Raw genomic sequence first — 17,163 nt, 5'->3', positions numbered from 1 at the left:
CGGCCGCTCGCCGAGCGGCCCGCCCTCCGCTCGCAGGTGCCGACACCGCGGCGGGGATGGCCCCAGGGGCGTTCATGACATGAGGAGAGGCAGTGCGATGACGCACAGCGAAACACACCACCAGGAAAGACCGCGCGTCGAGAGACCCGTCCGTACCCGCGGGAGGAATCCCCTGATCGCCGTGGCCGCGCTGCTCGGCTTCACCTCGTCCGCGGTGACCTTCATGCTGACCCCGCTGCTTCCCGTGGTGCAGCGCGAGTTCCACCTGACGGTCGGCGACGTCGCGTGGGTGCTCACCTTGCTGCTGATAGGCGGCGGCGTCAGCACGATCCTGCTGCCGCGGCTGGCGGACGTGCTCGGCGACCGCGGAGCCGCGACACTGGGCGCCGCGCTCCTCGCGACCGGCATGCTCGTGCCGGGCATCTCGCACACCTTCCCCGCGATGCTGATCGGCGCGGCGGTCATGGGACTCGGCTCCGCGGCCGGTCAGCTCGGCGTCGGCGTCCTGCGCCGCCACCTGGCGGGCTCCTCGGTGCACACCGCGGTGATCGTCAGCCAGGTCGCACAGGCCGTCGGGGCCGGAGTCGGGCTCGTCGCCGGGGGGCTGGCGCTGAGCCGGGTCTCGATGCAGGACTTCTTCCTGGGCGCGACCGTCGTGTACGTCGTGGTGGGGATCTGCGTCTGGGCCGTCATCCCGTCGAGTTCCCGCGACGCCACGGCCGCGTTCGGCATCGGGAATGTCATCGGCCTGGTCGCCTGGATCGTCCTGCTGCTCTACGGCATCAAGACGGCCGGATCCGACGGCATCTCGTCGGCGAAGGCGATCGGCTTCGCCGCTGCCGGTCTCGCGGGCGGGGCCGTATGGGTGACGCTGGAGAAGCGGTCGAAGACCCCGGTGTTCCATCTGGCGCTCCTGAGGTCCGGGACCGTCGCGCGGACGGTCGTGGCGGGCTTCACGATCGGCATGGCGATCCAGTCGGTCACCTTCCTCATCCCGTTCTACGTCCAGACGCCCTCCGCCGCGGGATACGGCCTCGGGTACGACGCCCTGGACACCGGGCTGTTGCTGCTGCCCTACTCGCTGCTCGGCGCGCTCGCCGGTATCGGCGCGGGCGTCCTCGGCGCTCGTACCAGGCCGCTGCTGGTGGCGGGGGTCGGCGCGACCTGTCACTGCGCCGCCGCGCTGACCCTGATCCTGGCCATGTCCGGGGGCGCCTCCGTGGCGTCGTTCCTGGTCGCCGCGTGCGTCTACGGCGTCGGCAGCGGCCTGGTGGGCGTCGGACTGTTCAGCTCCATCCAGAGCAGCGTCCGCGCGGAACTCACCGGAATGGGGATCGGCATGATCGGCATCATCATGACGATCTCCGGGTCGCTCGGCCCGGCGGTCTATTCGAGCATCCTCCAGTCGAAGAGTGTCGCCGCCGTCCCCGGAGTGCCGGCCGAGGACCGGTTCCGGATCTGTCTGCTCGTCGCGGGCTGCTGCGACGTCCTGGTCGCCTTCATCTGCTACTCCGCCCGCCGCGGACGGGTGCCCGCGTCCGCGCAGCCGTCCGTCGGCGCACCGGCCGACCAACTGACCAACTGACCAACTGACCTCGTGACCTCGTGACTTCCTGACTTCCTGAGGAGGGGCCGGGCCGGGCGACGCTGCCGCCCGGCCCGGCCGGTCACCACCGCGTCGGATGCGCGGCGAAAAGGCACCGACGACAACCTCTGCCAATCATTCGGCCGTCGCCACCGGATCTCCGGTGGCCCCTGTTCTGTTGGGTGGCACACCACCATGGTTTCTTCCCGATCATCCACACGCCCGCACGGGACCGGCGCACCCCGCCGGCCGGCCGCGGCCGACGAGGCCGCCGTCGCCGCCGCGGCGGCCCGGCTCATCGACGCCGCGGCGCGCGGCGTGCCCTGCGCACCGGTCCGCGACCTGATCGGCGCGGACGACCTGCCGAGCGCCTACGCCGTACAGGCCGCCGTCGCCGCGCACCGCCTGCGGGGCGGCGCCCGCGTCGTGGGGCGCAAGATCGGCCTCACCTCACCGGCGGTCCAGGAGCAACTCGGCGTCGACCAGCCGGACTTCGGCGTCCTCTTCGACGACATGGCGTTCCTTGGCGGTGACACCGTCCCGATCGACCGCGTGACGCAGCCGCGGGTCGAGGCCGAGATCGCGTTCATGCTCGGCGACGACCTGACCGAAGGCCCGCTCGACCACGCTCAGGTCCGGGGCGCGATCGCCTGGGGTTCGGCGGCCCTCGAAGTGTGCGGGAGCCGGATCGCCGACTGGGACATCAGCTTCGCGGACACCGTCGCCGACAACGCCTCGGCCGGGGCGTACGTCATCGGCCCGCGGCGGCTCTCGCTCGACGCGTTCAGCCCGGTGGAGCAGCGGATGTCGATGTCGATCGGCGGCGACGAGGTCTCCACCGGCACCGGCGCCGCGTGCCTGGGCGATCCCGTCGCGGCGGTCGTCTGGCTCGCCCGGACCGCGCGAGAACTCGGCGATCCGCTGCGCGCGGGGCAGCTCGTGCTGTCCGGCGCGCTCGGTCCGATGCGTCCCGTCGTCGAAGGCGATGTCGTCGTCGCCCGGCTGTCCGGGCTCGGCGCGGTGCAAGTGCGGTTCGGCAAGGGAGAGCGGGCATGACGAAGACAGCGGGCGCGACGCGTACGACGGACGCGACGAAGACAGCGGGCACGACACGTACGACGGACGCCACGACGGCAACAGGCGCGACGCGTACGGCGGGTGCGGCCAGGACGAAAGTCGCCGTCATCGGATCGGGCAACATCGGCACCGACCTCATGATCAAGGTGCTGCGCAACGCTCGGCACCTGGAGATGGCGGCCATGGTCGGCATCGACCCCGCCTCCGACGGGCTGGCGCGCGCGGCCCGCCTCGGGGTCGCGACCACCCACGAAGGCGTCGACGGTCTGCTGCGGCTGCCCGGCGTCGAGGACATCGCCATCGTCTTCGACGCCACGTCGGCCAAGGCCCACGAAGCGAACTCCGCCAAGCTGGCACCGCTGGGCAAGCGGCTCATCGACCTCACGCCCGCGGCGATCGGGCCGTACGTCGTCCCGGCGGTCAACCTCGACGAGCATCTCGCGGCGCCCAACGTGAACATGGTGACCTGCGGCGGCCAGGCCACCATCCCGGTCGTGGCCGCCATCAGCAGGGTGGTGCCGGTGCCGTACGCGGAGATCGTCGCCTCGATCTCCTCGAAGTCCGCGGGGCCCGGCACCCGGGTGAACATCGACGAGTTCACCGAGACCACGGCCGCCGCCATCGAGCGGGTCGGCGGGGCGCGGCGCGGCAAGGCGATCATCATCCTGAATCCCGCGGAACCGCCGCTCATGATGCGCGACACCGTCTTCGCCCTCGTCCGGGCGCCCGACGCCGAGGACCGGGAACGGATCAGCGCGTCGGTGGAGCGGATGGTCGCCGACGTCGCCGCCTACGTGCCCGGCTACCGCTTGAAGCAGCGGGTGCAGATCGACCGCATTCCGGCCGGGCAGCCCGTGCACAGTCTCCTGGACGCCGCGGCCGACAGCCCCACCCACCAGGTGTCGGTCTTCCTGGAGGTCGAGGGAGCGGCGCACTATCTCCCGGCCTACGCCGGGAATCTCGACATCATGACCTCGGCGGCCCTGCGGGTCGCCGAGCGGATCGCCGCGGCGAAGGCAGGAGTCTGAGATGTCGGCTGCGATATTCGTACAGGACGTGACACTGCGGGACGGCATGCACGCCGTACGCCACCGCATCACCCCCGAGGACGTGCGACGCGTCGTCACCGCCCTCGACGCCGCCGGAGTCGACGCGATCGAGGTGGCGCACGGCGACGGACTCGCCGGGGGATCGGTGAACTACGGTCCCGGATCCCACACCGACTGGGAGTGGATCGAGGCCGCCGCGGACGTCCTGCGGCACGCTCGCCTGACCACCTTGCTGCTCCCGGGCGTCGGAACGATCCACGAGCTGAAGCGGGCGTACGAACTCGGTGTGCGGTCCGTGCGCATCGCGACGCACTGCACCGAGGCGGACATCTCCGCGCAGCACATCGCCGCTGCGCGCGAACTCGGCATGGACGTCTCGGGCTTCCTGATGCTCTCGCACCTGGCCCCGCCCGAACAGCTCGCGCGGCAGGCCAAGTTGATGGAGTCCTACGGTGCGCAGTGCGTCTACGTCACCGACTCCGGCGGGCGGCTCACGATGGCCGATGTCGCCGCCCGCGTACGGGCCTACCGGGACGTGCTCGACGACGCCACCGAGATCGGCATCCACGCACACGAGAATCTGTCGCTGTCGGTCGCCAATTCCGTGGTCGCGGTGGAGAACGGCGTCCGGCGCGTGGACGCCTCGCTTGCGGGCCACGGCGCGGGAGCGGGCAACTGCCCGCTCGAAGCCTTCATCGCCGTCGCCAACATCTCCGGATACCAGCACCGCTGCGACCTGTTCCGGCTCCAGGACGCCGCCGACGACATCGTCAGGCCCTTGCAGGACCGCCCGGTGCGCGTGGACCGGGAGACCCTGACCCTCGGATACGCCGGTGTGTACTCCTCGTTCCTCCGGCACGCCGAGGCCGCCGCCGCCCGCTACGACGTGGACGTCCGGACCATCCTCATGGAGTGCGGCAGCCGACGCCTGGTCGGCGGCCAGGAGGACATGATCGTCGACATCGCGCTCGACCTCGTGGCGGCCCAGAGCCCGTCCGTCTGAGACGACCGCGACCGGCGCGGGCCCGCAGCTGCCCTGCGCGGTGGGGGAAGCCGGATCGTCGCGGCGGCTGCCCACCGCGCGGGACACCGCTGTCCGGGCGGCGTGCGGCGCGGCGCGGGCCCACGCCGGAGACGGGCCCCGGTTGGCCCCCCGAGAACGCGCGAAGCGGGCGCGGACGTCAACGACGGGAGGCGGCGGGCATGGTGCGCGCGACCCCCAGGACGTGCGCGGCGGATCGCCTGCCGGGAGTCGCCGGTCTTCGGGGAGATCCACGAAGAGAGCTGTCGGCGCTTCGGCCACGAACCTGTCGCCGTCCCGGCCGGTGAAGCGGCCGACCGGGCGGCGTCGCTCGCGGACTCCATCGCGCGGCCCGTGTGAGGCCCGCCGCCAGCAGCCGCGCCCAACACCCGCCCCCCACAGCTGTCTTGCGCGATTCCCAGGGCGGCCGGTACCGGGGATCGCTCCTCGTAGACGTCCCCATTCGCGTGATCGCCGCTCGCCGCGCGCCCCGCGTGCATCCAACCGGGCCTTCGCTGCGGAAAGATCTGCAACGCGGCAGCCGGGCCCGGACGGCCAGGTGTTCGTCGCGCCGGGAGGAGTACGAGTGCGGGACGCGGACGTCGTGATCGTGGGTGCGGGCGCCGCCGGGCTCTCGCTGGCCCACCGGCTGTGCGCGCCCTCGGCCGCCCGGCACCGGCCCGCCGTGGTGCTGGTCGACGCGCCGTCCGGTCCGCTGCGACCGCCCGAGCGCACCTGGTGCTTCTGGGAGCCGCCCGGCGGCCCGTACGACGCGGTCCTGGCCGCCTCCTGGGGCCGGTTGCGGGTCCGGGGACCCGACGGCTCGGCCACCGTGGCGGATCCCGCGCCGTTCCGCTACAAGATGCTGCGGTCCGGCGCCTTCGAACGGCTGGTGGACGAGCGCCTGTCGGGACCGGACGGCTGCCGCCGGATCGAGGCGACGGTCGAGTCCGTGCAGGACACGGCCACCGGCGCGCGGGTCTCCGGGCACGACCCGGCAGGTCGGCCCCTGGAGCTGAACGCCCGCTGGGTCTTCGACTCCCGCCCGCTCCCACGGCTCCCCGCGGCCCGCACGACGCTGCTCCAGCACTTCAGGGGCTGGTTCGTCCGGACCGCGGACGACGCCTTCGCCCCCTCGGTCGCCGACCTGATGGACTTCCGCACACCGCGTCCCGCGCACGGGCTGTCCTTCGGCTACGTGCTGCCGCTCGGGCCACGGCAGGCGCTCGTGGAGTACACGGAATTCTCCGCCGGGGTCCTGGACACGGCGCGGTACGACGCGGCGCTGCGGCACTACACCGACGACGTGCTGAGGCTCGGCCGGTTCGAGGTGACCGGCGTGGAGCAGGGCGTGATCCCGATGACCGACGGGCGGTTCACCCCGCGCGCCGGGCGTTCGGTGTTCCGGATCGGCACGGCGGGCGGCGCGACCCGCGCGTCGACCGGTTACACCTTCGCCGCCGTCCAGCGGCAGGCCCGGGCCGTCGCCGACGCCCTCCTGACCGGCGACCCCACGGTCGGCGGCCGGCGGCGCCGCGCCCCCGTACCGCCCTCCCCGCACTCGCGCCGCTCCCGGGCGATGGACGCCGTCATGCTGCGGGCCCTGGACACCGGGCGGGTGGACGGCGCGGACTTCTTCACCGGGCTGTTCCGCCGGGTGCCGACCGAGCGTCTGCTGCGCTTCCTCGACGGCGGCTCAGGACCGAGGGAGGACTTCCTGATCGGCCTGAGCACCCCGGTCGCCCCGATGCTGCGGACCGTGGCCGAACTGCCCTTCCTGCGCAGGCGCGAGCCCGGCGAATCTGGCGCCCGCAGACCCGACCCGCCCCCGTCGCGCCGGTGAGCCCCCGCCCCGGCGCGGCCCCTTGATGCCGCGCCCCGACGCCGCCCGCCCCGATGCCGCCCCCCAACAGGAAGTCCGCCCCATGCCCCTGCTGCGAGACGACGAGTTGTCGTCGGCGTTCGACCACGGCTCCGCCCGCTACGACCGGCTGACCGCGATGAACCCCGGCTACCACGCGCACCTGCGCCGCTCCGCCCGGCGCCTGCGGCTGCCGCACGGCGGGGCCGGGCTGCGCCTGCTCGACCTCGGCTGCGGCACCGGCTCCTCGACCGCCGCGCTGCTCGCCGCCGCTCCGCACGCCGAGATCACGGCCGTGGACGCCTCCGCCGGGATGCTGGAGCGGGCAGCCGCCAAACGCTGGCCCGCCACCGTCTCCTTCCTCCACGCGCCCGTGGAGAAGCTGGCCGAAGGGGGCTTCGTCACCGGGCGGTTCGACGCCGCGTTCGCCGCGTATCTCGTGCGCAACGTCGCCGACCCTGACCGCGTCCTCACCGCCGTCCGCGACCGGCTCCGCCCCGGCGGCCGACTGGCCGTGCACGAGTACGCGCTCGGCGGGAGCGCCGCGCACCGGGCGGTCTGGGCGGGGGTGTGCAAGGGCGTCGTGCTGCCCGCAGGACGGCTCACCGGCGACGCCGGTCTCTACCGCCACCTCTACACCAGCGTCGTCGCGTTCGACACGGCCGCTGCCCTCGGCGACCGGGTGCGCCGCGCCGGATTCGGCTCCGTCCGTGTCCTGCCGCTGCCCGGCTGGCAGACCGGCATCACCCACACCGTGCTCGGCCGCGTACCCCAGGACCCGCCGCGCGCCGAGCCGGAACAGGGGCCACCCCACCCGCCCCGAAGTCTGGCCCAGCCGCAGCCGCAGCCGCAGCCGCAGCCGCAGCCGCAGCCGCAGCCGCAGCCGCAGCCGCAGCCGCAGCCGCAGCGTCAGCTCCGGAACCAGCACGGGGACCCGCGGTGACCGGGCGCCCCGCCGCGCCCCGCCGTGGCCGCGACCGGCGCGCCCGGACGATTCCCGCGCCGCCCGGCCGCCCCCGCTTCGGCGCCGACGCCCCCGAGGTCGCCGTCATCGGAGGCGGTATCGCCGGGCTCGCCGCCGCCACCGGCCTGGCGGAGCGTGGCGCCCGGGTCACCTTGTACGAGCGCGAGCGCGGCCTCGGCGGACGCTTGGCCGGCTGGTCCACCGACTTGGCCGACGGCTCACCGGTCACCATGAGCCGCGGCTTCCACGCCTTCTTCCGCCAGTACTACAACCTGCGCGGCCTGCTCCGCCGCGCCGACCCTTCCCTCGGCATGCTCACCGCGCTGCCCGACTACCCGCTGCGGCACAGCAGCGGCCTGTACGACAGCTTCGCGCGCGTCCCGCGCACCCCGCCATGGAGCGCCCTCGGCTTCGTCGCCCTCAGCCCCGCCTTCGGCTGGCGGGACCTGCTCCGGATGAACCCGGCCGCCGCCCTGCCCCTGCTGGACGTGCGCGTGCCGCAGGTCTACGCACGCCTCGACACGGTCAGCGCCGCCGACTTCCTGGCCCGTATCCGCTTCCCCGACGCCGCGCAGCACCTCGCCTTCGAGGTGTTCTCCCGCAGCTTCTTCGCCGACCCGCGTGAACTCTCGGCCGCGGAGCTGGTCCTGATGTTCCACATCTACTTCCTCGGCTCCAGCGAGGGCCTGCTCTTCGACGTCCCCGACGAGCCGTACCCCCGGGCGCTCTGGGAGCCGCTCGGCCGCTACCTGGAAGGCCACGGCGCGGACGTGCGCACCGGCACCGAAGTGAGCGCGGCCGGGTCGTCGGGGCCCGACGGACCGACGGTCACCGCCGACGGCAGGACGCGGCGCTTCGACGCCCTCGTCCTCGCCCTGGACAGCGGCGGCCTGCGCCGCCTGGCCGCCGCCTCGCCCGGCCTGTGCGACGCGCCGTGGCGGGAGCGGGCCGAACGGCTGCGCACCGCGCCGCCGTTCCTCGTCTCCCGGCTCTGGCTGGACCGCCCGGTCGCCGCCGACCGGCCGGGTTTCCTCGGCACCAGCGGCTTCGGCCCGCTCGACAACATCAGCGTGCTGGAGCGCTGGGAGGGCGAGGCGGCGCGCTGGGCGGCCAGGACCGGCGGCTCGGTGGTCGAACTGCACGCGTACGCCTACGCTTCCGACGACCTGCCCGCCGCCCAGGACCGGCTGGTGCGGCAGATGCACCGGGTGTATCCCGAGACGGCGCACGCCTCGATCGTCGACCAGCGGCACGAATGGCGCGCGGACTGCCCGTTGTTCCCGGTGGGCGGCTTCCACGACCGGCCCACCGTCCGCACCCCGCACCCGACCGTCACGGTGGCGGGCGACGCGGTCCGCACCGACCTCCCGGTCGCCCTCATGGAACGCGCGGCGACCACCGGCTTCCTGGCCGCCAACGCCCTGTTGGAGCGGTGGGGCGTGCGCGGCCAGACGCTCTGGACGGTCCCGGAGCGGGGTCGCTCAGCCGTACTGCGGGCGCTGGCGGCACTCGGGGACACGTGACGGGCCGCGCGCCGTCAGCCCGGGAAGCGGCCGGCGGCGCGCAGCGCCCACCGCCGCTCCGCGTACGCCAGGTCGTCGCGCCACAGCCGCCCGGCGGCCCCGCGCATCAGCGGGCGCAGCACCGGGGCAACGGCCCGCGCGACCGCGAACCCGCGGCGGTCCGACGCGGCGACCACCGCCTCCACCACCGCGGTCCGCGGACGCCCCGACCGGTCGGGGCCGAGCGGCGTGGCGTGCGTCTCGACCACGGAACCCCGCCCCTCGCCCTCGGTGATGTGCATGACCACGGTCCTGGGCTCCGGCGCCGTGAACACCGCGCGCACCGGCACCACCGCCCGCCCGGCGACCTTGAAGGACACGTCCACCGCGAAGGCGTCGTGCGCCGCGTCGGCATCGCCAGTGGGTGTGCCGACCACCGTGAGGTCCACGAACGAGTACGGGTGCAGCCATCCGCCGTGCCACGGGTCGAGCCGGTTGGCGACCACGTCCTCCGGTTCGCACACCCCGAAACCCGTATAGACCGCCGCCAGGGCGCCCGCGGGCTCCGGCCGGACCGGAACCAGCGGGGCGGCCGTCGGCTCCTCGCCGCCCACCCCGTCCAGCCGCACCCAGACCAGCAGCCCGTCGTCGTGCACGGGGTACGGCTCCCAGCCCGCGAACGGCGCGCCCTTGAGGGAGAGGCCGTGCCAGTGGCAGATCAGCGTCCCGCAGCGCACCGAGCTGTCCTTGAGCGGCGCGCCCAGGTGCGGGCAGGCGCCGGGGCCGCCGCGCAGTGTGCCCGCCGCGTCCCGCCACAGCACCACCTCGGTGCCGCCGACGGTCCTGCCGTACGGGCGGCCGTCCTTGACGGCGCGGGAGCCGCCGACGACGAACCAGTTGCCGGACGGCCGCGCCAGGGCCCGCTTCAGGGCGTCGCCGATCAGCCGGGGCGCCGCGTCGCGCCAGGTCGGCCGCTGCTGCGCCCAGTCGGCCGGGTCGCGGCGCAGCCGCAGCGGAAAGCGGCCGGGCCGGTGGTCGGTCACGACATGTTCTCCTTCTCCCAGCGGGACCACGACGGGCCCACCGACGACGGCCGTTCACGCGGTGGTTGACGTGGCCGCCCCTGCGTCCGTGAAGCCTGCCCTCGGTCCTTCGGCTCCGGTGCCGTCGCGCCGCCCCGGGCGCGCAGCCGCGCCGCGCCCAGCCGGACCAGCCCGTCGAGCGCCACCGCCGCGCGCCGCTCGCGCGGTACCACCGCACGGCGGTGCAGGACCGCGTACCCGTCGTCCTCGATCGCGTCCAGGATCCCGCCGTAGAGCACGAGAGCGGTCCGGATGCACGGCCTGGCCACCGGGTCGAGCATCGGCAGGCCGGGCGCCGCCTCCCGGTAGACGCCCCGGGTCAGTTCTGCGGCGGCCCGCAGCGCCTCGGTGATCCGTGCGTCGCGGGCGCCGGTCGTCCGGCTCCACAGCAGCAGGCCGCGGTCCACGCCGTGCGCGGCGAGCAGGTCCGCGGGCAGATAGACCCGGCCGCGGTCCAGGTCCTCGCCGACGTCCCGCAGGAAGTTGCTGAGCTGGAAGGCGACACCGAGTGCCGCGGCGTGCGGGGCGGCCTCAGCGCGGGGGACGACCGTGCCCAGCACCGGCAGCATCTGGAGGCCGATCACCGCAGCCGACCCGTGCATGTAGCCGCGCAGGTCGGCGTACGTCGGATAGTCGCGCACTTCGAGGTCGCTGCGCATCGCCGCCATGAAGTCGGTGAAGTGCCGGTGGTCGATGTCGTACACGGCGGCCGTGTGCGCGAGTGCCCGCACCACCGGCTCCCTGCTGTTCCCGTGCCGCAGCCCGGCCGCCAGCTCCTCCTGGAGCGCGTCCAGTGCGGCGGCCCGCTCCTGGAGGGTCCGCGTCCGGTCGAGGCTGTCGACGATGTCGTCGGCCCAGCGGGCGAAGCCGTACAGCGCGTGCACGGCCGGTCGCCGCTCGACCGGGAGCAGCCGGGTGGCGAGGAAGTACGTCTTGCCGTGCCGGGCGTTGAGCTGTCGGCAGCGCGCGTACGCGGCGCGCAGCGCGGGCGCGTCGATCCCGGCCGCGTCGAGCTCGCGCGCGGTCACGCCGGGGTGCCTTCCGTCGCGAGCCGGGTCCGGGCGGGCGGGGACGGCCGCCGCGGGCGCGGCCCGGTGACGCGGGCCGCGGCGAGCTTGCCGGAGATGAGCACGGTCGGCACGCCGACGCCCGGCGTGGTGCCGCAGCCGGCCAGCACCGCGTTCTCGGTGCCTCGCACCAGGTTCCGGGGACGGAACGGGCCGGTCTGCGCGAAGGTGTGGGCCGCGGAGAACGGCGTACCGGCCGCGTGCCCGTCCGCCGTCCAGTCTGCGGGCGTCACCAGGGACTCCTCCTCGATGGCGGCGCCGATCCCGGTCAGGCCGCGCCGCTCCAGCTCGGCGAGGAGGCTGTCGCGGTAGCGCGGCGAGAGCTCTCCCCACGCGCGCGCGTCCGGACCGATGGCGGTGTTGGGGCACGGCGCCAGGACGTAGTGCAGATGCTTGCCGGGCGGGGCCAGTCGCGGGTCGGTCGCCGTCGGCCGGGTGATCAGCAGCGACGGGTCGGACATCAGGGTCCCGGCGCGGGTCAGTTCGTGGAAGGTGTCCTTCCACGCGGCGCCGAAGGAGATCGTGTGGTGCGCCAGCTCCGGCCAGGTGCGGTCGATGCCCGCGTGCAGGATCACCGCGGAGGGCGAGTGCCGCAGCGGGACCGCCCGGCGCGGGGTCCGGCCGAGCAGCCGGTAGGCGACCGGCAGATCGGGGGTGAGCACCACCGCGTCGCAGGCGATCCTGTCCTGGTCCGTGACGACGGCGGTGATCCGGTCGCCGGACCGCTCCAGTCGGGTGACGTCCTGCCCGTACCGGAAGTCGGCCCCCGCGTCGGCCGCCGCGTCCGCCATCGCCCGCGGCAGCGCGTGCATGCCGCCGCGCGGGAAGTAGACGCCCGCGACGGTGTCCATGTAGGCGATCACCGCGTAGGCGGCGAGCGCGCGGGCCGGCGGTACGCCCGCGTACAGCGCCTGGAAGGTGAAGACCCGGCGCAGCCGCTCGTCGGAGACGAAGTCGCCGATGCGGGCGTCGAGTCGGCCGAAGCCGCCGAGCGCCGCGAGCCGGGCCAGGTCCGGGTGGACGAGCTGGAGCGGCGAGTCGAAGTTGGCGTCGATGAACCGCCGCATCTGGACCGCGTAGAGGTCGGTCAGCCAGCGGCGCAGCCGCCGGTAGCCCGCCGCGTCCGCCGGACCGGCGAAGCGTTCGATCTCCGCCTCCATGGCCTCGGCGCCGGTGTGCACGTCGAGGCGGCTGCCGTCGGCGAACAAGGCCCGGTAGGCCGGGTGCAGCGCGATCAGGTCCAGCCGGTCGGTCATCGTCTCGCCGACGGCCGCGAACGCCTCCGCGACCAGGTCGGGCATGGTGAGCACGGTCGGACCCGTGTCGATCCGGTAGCCGCCCCGCTCGATCCTGCCCGCCCGGCCGCCGGGCAGCGCGGCGCGCTCCACAACCGTCACCCGGCGTCCCGCGCCCAGCAGGTGCAGCGCGGCGGACAGCCCGGACAGCCCGGCCCCGACCACCACGACATGGTCGGTGCGTCCCGTCACTGTTCTCATCGGTGGTCTCCTGCGGCAGCGGCTTCCCGCGGGCCCGGTCCGGCGGCTGCCGGTCGGTCCTGCGGGTGCGGGGCGTGGTGTACGGACCGCCCGTCCGGGCATACGCCCGCGGCGCGTTGGAAGAGGTCGAGGAGCCGGGCCCTGGCAACCGGTCCGACGCGCGTCGCGCCCGCCAGGAACCGGGCGCTGTCGGCGGCCAGTTTCTCGATCCGGTGCTCGACGGCGGCCCGCGCGCCGGTCGAGACGAGCAGGTCCCGTACCCGGTCCAGATCGCCGTCGGACAACCGCGGGTCGCCGACGGCCGTGTCCAGCAGGGCGAGGGCCTGCCGGTCGTCCGCGGCCTCGGCGTGGTCGCGGGCCACCGCGATCAGGTAGTTGGGCTTCCCGTCGCGGATGTCCTCGCCCGTCGGCTTGCCCGTGTACGCGGAGTCGCCGAACACCCCGTGCAGGTCGTCGCGCAACTGGAAGGCGATGCCCGCCTGTCGGCCCGCCGCGCACAGCGCCCGGGTGGTCTCCTCGTCCGCGCGGGCCAGAGCGGCCCCGAGCGCCAGCGGGCGCTCGACGGAGTACAGCGCGCTCTTCAGCCGGGCGGTGCGCAGCGCCCGCGCGGCCGACCGCGCACCGGTGGTCTGCCCGTGCAGATCCAGGTACTGCCCGGCCACCATCTCGGTGCGCATGGCCTGCCACAGCACACGCACCCTGCGGGAGGTGTCGCCGGGCAGCGCGGTGGCCGCGACGGTGTCGTCGGCCCAGGCCAGCGCGAGGTCGCCGACCAGGACGGCTGCCGCCCGGCCGAAGGGCTCGGCGGGGCCGGAGCGGCGCGCGCAGGGGTACTGCGCGTCGAGGTCGAGATGGACCGCGGGCTGTCCGCGCCGCAGCGCGGAGCCGTCCATCACGTCGTCGTGCACCAGCGCGCAGGTCTGGACGAGCTCCACCGCGGCGGCGATCCGCAGCGCCGCGTGCACCTGTTCGGCGGACCCGCCGCCGCCCGCGGCCCGCAGCCCCCACCACAGGAACTGCGACCGGGTGCGCTTGCCGCCGCCCAGGGTGAACCCGGCGACCCGCTCGGCGAGGTCCCGCGCGAAGACCGCGTCGATCGCCGCCGCTGCCGCCACCCGCTCGCCGAGCTCATGGGCCAGCACCCGCCCGACGTGGTCCGCGACGTCCGCGTCCACGGCCGCGGGGTCCGGCGGGCGGGGGACAAGGACGCGTGCGGAAGCGTCGTACGGGGCGCCCCGGGCCGCCTGCTCACCGGGGGAGGGGTGCTCGTCCGCCGCGATGCGCCTCATCGACTTCCTCTCCTCGCGTCGTTCGGCTTCGTCTTCGGTCATTCCGTCCGGGACGCCCCCGCGGATGCAGCGGACGTCCACTGCTGCCGGGAGGGGCGAAAACACCTCACCACGAGTGACCCATCGTGATCACGCCGCCACATCGGGTCACTGTCGACGAATCTCCGCATGCGGGTGGTCCGGCCCGCATCCGGCCGACCGGGCCGCGCGGAAGAGACCGTGAAGGGGGACGGTGGGGGGAACACAACGCGCGGAACGGAGCTGCTCATGATCAGCGATGCCACCGAACCCGGGCCGCTGTGCCTGGTCACCGGGGCCTCGGGCTACATCGGCGGACGCCTGGTGCCCGAACTGCTGGCCGCCGGGTACCGGGTCCGGTGCCTGGCCCGCTCACCCGGAAAGCTCCGCGATCACCCATGGGTGCACGACACCGAGGTGGTCCAGGGCGATGTCACCGATCCCGACTCGGTGGCGGCGGCGATGCGCGACGTGGACGTGGCGTACTACCTCGTGCACGCGCTGGGCACCGGCTCCGGCTTCGAGAAGACCGACCGGGAGGCGGCCCGGGTCTTCGGCGAGCAGGCCCGCGCCGCAGGGGTGGGACGCATCGTCTACCTCGGCGGCCTGACCCCCGGCGGAGTACCGGAGGCCGAACTCTCGCCGCACCTGCGCTCGCGCGCCGAGGTCGGCCGCATCCTGCTGGACTCGGGGGTGCCCACCACCGCGCTGCGCGCCGCGGTGATCATCGGATCGGGCTCCGCGTCGTTCGAGATGCTGCGCTACCTCACGGAACGGCTGCCGGTGATGGTCACCCCGAGCTGGGTCCGTACCCGGATCCAGCCCATCGCCGTCCGCGACGTGCTCCGCTACCTCGTCGGGAGCGCCGCCATGCCGCCGGAGGTCAGCCGCCCCTTCGACATCGGCGGCCCGGACGTCGTCACCTACCGGGAGATGATGCAGGGCTACGCGGCGATCGCCGGTCTGCCCAAACGCCTGATCGTCCCGGTCCCCGTCCTCACCCCACGGCTGTCCAGCCACTGGATCGGACTGGTCACCCCGGTGCCCCGGTCGATCGCCCGCCCGCTCGCGGAGTCCTTGCGGCACGAGGTGGTCTGCTCCGAGCACGACATCGCCCGCTACGTGCCGGACGGCGAGGGGCAGCCCTTCCCGCTGCGCCGCGCCCTGGCCCTGGCCCTGCGGCGGGTCCAGGACGCACAGGTCACGACCCGCTGGTCCTCCGCCTCGCTGCCCGGCGCGCCCAGCGACCCGCTGCCCACCGACCCCGACTGGTCCGGCGGCAGCCTCTACACCGACCGCCGCGAGCAGGTGGTCGACGCCTCACCCGAGGCGCTGTGGCGCGTGATCGAGGGCATCGGCGGCACGAACGGCTGGTACTCCTTCGGCCTGGCCTGGGCGGTGCGCGGCTGGCTCGACCGCCTCGCGGGCGGTGTCGGGCTGCGCCGCGGACGCCGTGACGCCGTTCATCTGCGGAACGGGGACTCCCTGGACTTCTGGCGGGTCGAGGAGATCGACCGCGGCAGGATGCTCCGGCTGCGCGCCGAGATGCGACTGCCGGGCCTGGCCTGGCTGGAGCTGCACGCCGACCGGGACGACCAGGGCCGCACCCTGTACTGGCAGCGGGCGCTGTTCCACCCGCGCGGGCTCCTCGGCCACGCGTACTGGTGGAGCATCTCGCCCTTCCACGCGTTCGTCTTCGGCGGCATGGCACGCAACATCGCCAAGGCGGCGGAACAGGGCAGGTCCGCCCCGAGCCCGCGGCCGGTCACCACCCACTGACCGCTACGGTGCGACCGGCCGCTCCTGGCGGGCGGCCATCACGGCCCGCAGCCGGACGGCCGCCCAGTCAGGGCCCCGCTCGCGGACCCGGGCGGACAGCCGCCCGAGTCCGGGCGGCGGCGCGGTGAGCAGTGAGGCCACGGCGTCCCCGATCTCCCGCCCGGTCGCCGCGGCCGGGTCCAGGACGACGGCCGCCCCGGCCCGCTCGGCGTCGTGGGCGACGGCGAACTGGTCGCTGGAGAACGGCAGGACGAGCGCCGGGACGCCCGCGGCGACGCACTCGGTGAAGGAGTTGTTGCCGCCGTGGTGCACCATCGCGTCCACCTCCGCCAGCAGCGCGCGCTGCGGCACGGAGGCCGCGACGCACACCCGCGGGCCCGCCAGATCCGCGAGCGCCGCCGTACGGTCCCCGGCCGCCAGGACGACCGCCGCGTCCGGACAGCGCTCCAGCACGCCGCGCGCCACGGTCCGCAGCACGTCGTCCCTGGCCGACAGGAAGGTGCCGAAGGCGACCAGGACGACCTTCCCCGCCGCCGCGCGCAGCCGGTCGGCCGCACCGCGCCAGTACGGGTCGAGAACCGGCGCGTCCTGCGCGGTGCAGTGACCGGCGTAGAGGGCTTCGCGCCCCTCGGGCGGTACGGGCAGGCCGGGAAGCGGCGGGTAGCAGTAGACGACGGCGTGCGGTGAGGTCAGCGCGAACGCCCGGCCGGGCGGCGGCCGGTGCGGGGCGTGGAGTGCGGCGAAGTCCGCGAACAGCGAGGTGAAGGCCGCGTCGTTCGCCCGTACCGCGGTGCGCAGCGCCGCCCGCTCGGCGGGGCGCGGCCGGATCCCGGCGGGCCAGGCACAGGGTTCGCCGAAGAAGGCGTCGGGGCCCGCTGGCAGGTAGCCGGGATGTCCGGGACAGTAGGAGGCGTACGACAGACCGAGGCAGTACAGGGCGAGCGTCACCGGGTAATTGAGCTGGTCCACCAGGTACCAGTCCGGCCGCAGCCGGTCGTGCAGAATCCGCAGGTCCGCCAGGATCCGCTCCGGGTCGGCGAGCATGTCGGCGCCTCGGTGCCGGGCCTGGGCGAGCAGCGCGGGCACCGCGCCCGCCCTGGTGGCGTCCAGGAACTCGGTGAGACGCGCCGCCTCCGCCGTGTCCTGCTCGGTCGTCTCCGCGATCCCCGTATTGGCGTTCCGCGTCACCGTGAGCGGCACGAAACCGATGTCCGCCTCCCGCGCCAGCTCCTCGAAGGCGGGCGCGCACGCGAAGTGCACCTCGTCGCCCGCCCGCCGCAAGGCTCCCGCCAGGACCGACAGCGGCCGGGCGTGCGACTGGAAGGGCGGGCTGACCACCACGATCCGGGCCATGGGACTCCTTCGGTCGAGCG

13 protein-coding genes are annotated in these 17,163 nt (G+C 74.6%); 8 read left to right on the top strand and 5 right to left on the bottom strand.

Going from position 1 to position 17,163, the window contains the following annotated elements:
* Positions 1-97 precede the first annotated feature (97 nt).
* From ACIOC1_RS15705 to ACIOC1_RS15675, 7 genes are all read left to right on the top strand, one after another.
* Positions 98-1,585, top strand: coding sequence for an MFS transporter (locus tag ACIOC1_RS15705; protein ID WP_391048148.1), 1,488 nt, complete (start codon positions 98-100; stop codon positions 1,583-1,585).
* 195 nt (positions 1,586-1,780) lie between these two features.
* Positions 1,781-2,641, top strand: a complete 861-nt coding sequence (locus ACIOC1_RS15700) for a 2-keto-4-pentenoate hydratase (RefSeq protein WP_401854663.1) — start codon at positions 1,781-1,783, stop codon at positions 2,639-2,641.
* The gene (locus tag ACIOC1_RS15695; protein ID WP_401854661.1) at positions 2,638-3,690 is read left to right on the top strand and encodes an acetaldehyde dehydrogenase (acetylating); all 1,053 of its coding nucleotides are present in this window, start codon (positions 2,638-2,640) and stop codon (positions 3,688-3,690) included. Before ACIOC1_RS15700 ends, ACIOC1_RS15695 begins: the two co-directional genes overlap by 4 nt.
* A 1-nt stretch (position 3,691) precedes the next feature.
* Complete coding sequence (gene dmpG, locus ACIOC1_RS15690; RefSeq protein ID WP_401720066.1) at positions 3,692-4,714, top strand: 4-hydroxy-2-oxovalerate aldolase; 1,023 nt, start codon at positions 3,692-3,694, stop codon at positions 4,712-4,714.
* Between the two features lie 604 nt (positions 4,715-5,318).
* Positions 5,319-6,575, top strand: coding sequence for a lycopene cyclase family protein (locus ACIOC1_RS15685; protein ID WP_401854658.1), 1,257 nt, complete (start codon positions 5,319-5,321; stop codon positions 6,573-6,575).
* 82 nt (positions 6,576-6,657) lie between these two features.
* Positions 6,658-7,536 carry a class I SAM-dependent methyltransferase gene (locus tag ACIOC1_RS15680; RefSeq protein WP_401854655.1) on the top strand — a complete coding sequence of 293 codons (879 nt, stop codon included), beginning with the start codon at positions 6,658-6,660 and terminating at the stop codon, positions 7,534-7,536.
* Positions 7,533-9,080, top strand: a complete 1,548-nt coding sequence (locus tag ACIOC1_RS15675) for an FAD-dependent oxidoreductase (protein WP_401854653.1) — start codon at positions 7,533-7,535, stop codon at positions 9,078-9,080. Before ACIOC1_RS15680 ends, ACIOC1_RS15675 begins: the two co-directional genes overlap by 4 nt.
* 14 nt (positions 9,081-9,094) lie before the next feature.
* Here the strand turns inward: ACIOC1_RS15675 and ACIOC1_RS15670 are convergent, their stop codons facing one another.
* The 4 genes from ACIOC1_RS15670 to ACIOC1_RS15655 are packed head-to-tail and all read right to left on the bottom strand — an operon-like array spanning position 9,095 to position 13,993.
* Positions 9,095-10,102: a DUF5914 domain-containing protein gene (locus ACIOC1_RS15670; protein WP_401854651.1), complete on the bottom strand. Its 1,008-nt coding sequence runs from the start codon at positions 10,100-10,102 to the stop codon at positions 9,095-9,097.
* Positions 10,099-11,169 carry a squalene/phytoene synthase family protein gene (locus ACIOC1_RS15665; protein WP_391048134.1) on the bottom strand — a complete coding sequence of 357 codons (1,071 nt, stop codon included), beginning with the start codon at positions 11,167-11,169 and terminating at the stop codon, positions 10,099-10,101. Before ACIOC1_RS15665 ends, ACIOC1_RS15670 begins: the two co-directional genes overlap by 4 nt.
* Positions 11,166-12,704, bottom strand: a complete 1,539-nt coding sequence (locus ACIOC1_RS15660; RefSeq protein ID WP_401854648.1) for a phytoene desaturase — start codon at positions 12,702-12,704, stop codon at positions 11,166-11,168. Before ACIOC1_RS15660 ends, ACIOC1_RS15665 begins: the two co-directional genes overlap by 4 nt.
* The gene (locus ACIOC1_RS15655) at positions 12,701-13,993 is read right to left on the bottom strand and encodes a polyprenyl synthetase family protein (protein WP_401307811.1); all 1,293 of its coding nucleotides are present in this window, start codon (positions 13,991-13,993) and stop codon (positions 12,701-12,703) included. The genes ACIOC1_RS15660 and ACIOC1_RS15655 overlap by 4 nt, the downstream gene beginning before the upstream one ends.
* Positions 13,994-14,260: 267 nt before the next feature.
* On the opposite strand from ACIOC1_RS15655, the gene ACIOC1_RS15650 reads away from it, so the two are divergent.
* Positions 14,261-15,790: an SDR family NAD(P)-dependent oxidoreductase gene (locus ACIOC1_RS15650; RefSeq protein WP_391048129.1), complete on the top strand. Its 1,530-nt coding sequence runs from the start codon at positions 14,261-14,263 to the stop codon at positions 15,788-15,790.
* Between the two features lie 3 nt (positions 15,791-15,793).
* On the opposite strand, the gene ACIOC1_RS15645 is transcribed toward ACIOC1_RS15650, so the two are convergent.
* Positions 15,794-17,143 carry a glycosyltransferase gene (locus ACIOC1_RS15645; protein ID WP_401854644.1) on the bottom strand — a complete coding sequence of 450 codons (1,350 nt, stop codon included), beginning with the start codon at positions 17,141-17,143 and terminating at the stop codon, positions 15,794-15,796.
* Positions 17,144-17,163: the final 20 nt, after the last annotated feature.

This window comes from Streptomyces sp. NPDC088197 (genome assembly GCF_044741185.1).
Lineage (GTDB): Bacteria > Actinomycetota > Actinomycetes > Streptomycetales > Streptomycetaceae > Actinacidiphila.
This window is presented reverse-complemented; position numbering and strand designations above follow the sequence as displayed.

What these genes read in the sequence shown, in the direction of transcription:
- dmpG (WP_401720066.1), top strand. Translation starts at nt 3,692, where the DNA reads ATGTCGGCTGCGATATTCGTACAGGACGTGACACTGCGGGACGGCATG.
- ACIOC1_RS15660 (WP_401854648.1), bottom strand. Translation starts at nt 12,704, where the DNA reads ATGAGAACAGTGACGGGACGCACCGACCATGTCGTGGTGGTCGGGGCC.
- ACIOC1_RS15645 (WP_401854644.1), bottom strand. Translation starts at nt 17,143, where the DNA reads ATGGCCCGGATCGTGGTGGTCAGCCCGCCCTTCCAGTCGCACGCCCGG.
- ACIOC1_RS15700 (WP_401854663.1), top strand. Translation starts at nt 1,781, where the DNA reads ATGGTTTCTTCCCGATCATCCACACGCCCGCACGGGACCGGCGCACCC.
- ACIOC1_RS15680 (WP_401854655.1), top strand. Translation starts at nt 6,658, where the DNA reads ATGCCCCTGCTGCGAGACGACGAGTTGTCGTCGGCGTTCGACCACGGC.
- ACIOC1_RS15650 (WP_391048129.1), top strand. Translation starts at nt 14,261, where the DNA reads ATGATCAGCGATGCCACCGAACCCGGGCCGCTGTGCCTGGTCACCGGG.
- ACIOC1_RS15705 (WP_391048148.1), top strand. Translation starts at nt 98, where the DNA reads ATGACGCACAGCGAAACACACCACCAGGAAAGACCGCGCGTCGAGAGA.
- ACIOC1_RS15655 (WP_401307811.1), bottom strand. Translation starts at nt 13,993, where the DNA reads ATGAGGCGCATCGCGGCGGACGAGCACCCCTCCCCCGGTGAGCAGGCG.
- ACIOC1_RS15695 (WP_401854661.1), top strand. Translation starts at nt 2,638, where the DNA reads ATGACGAAGACAGCGGGCGCGACGCGTACGACGGACGCGACGAAGACA.